This is a genomic window from Aquibacillus halophilus (assembly GCF_009649745.1).
Classification (GTDB): domain Bacteria; phylum Bacillota; class Bacilli; order Bacillales; family Amphibacillaceae; genus Aquibacillus; species Aquibacillus halophilus.
On record NZ_WJNG01000046.1, the window covers coordinates 1 to 281 of the forward strand.

Consider the following 281-nt stretch of genomic DNA (forward strand, 5'->3'; position numbering starts at 1 on the left):
GATCCAGGAATTTCCGAATGGGGAAACCCACTGCTCGTAATGGAGTAGTACACGTATCTGAATTCATAGGATACGTGAGGCAGACCCGGGGAACTGAAACATCTTAGTACCCGGAGGAAGAGAAAGCAAATGCGATTTCCCAAGTAGCGGCGAGCGAAACGGAATCAGCCCAAACCAGAAAGCTTGCTTTCTGGGGTTGTAGGACACTCTATACGGAGTTACAAAGAAACGCTTTAAATGAATCGACCTGGAACGGTCAGCCAAAGAAGGTAAGAGCCCTG

1 rRNA gene is annotated in these 281 nt (G+C 48.4%); it reads left to right on the top strand.

Features of this window, described 5'->3' with window-relative positions:
- Positions 1–281: ribosomal RNA gene (locus tag GH741_RS21465) — 23S ribosomal RNA — on the top strand; the annotation flags it as partial.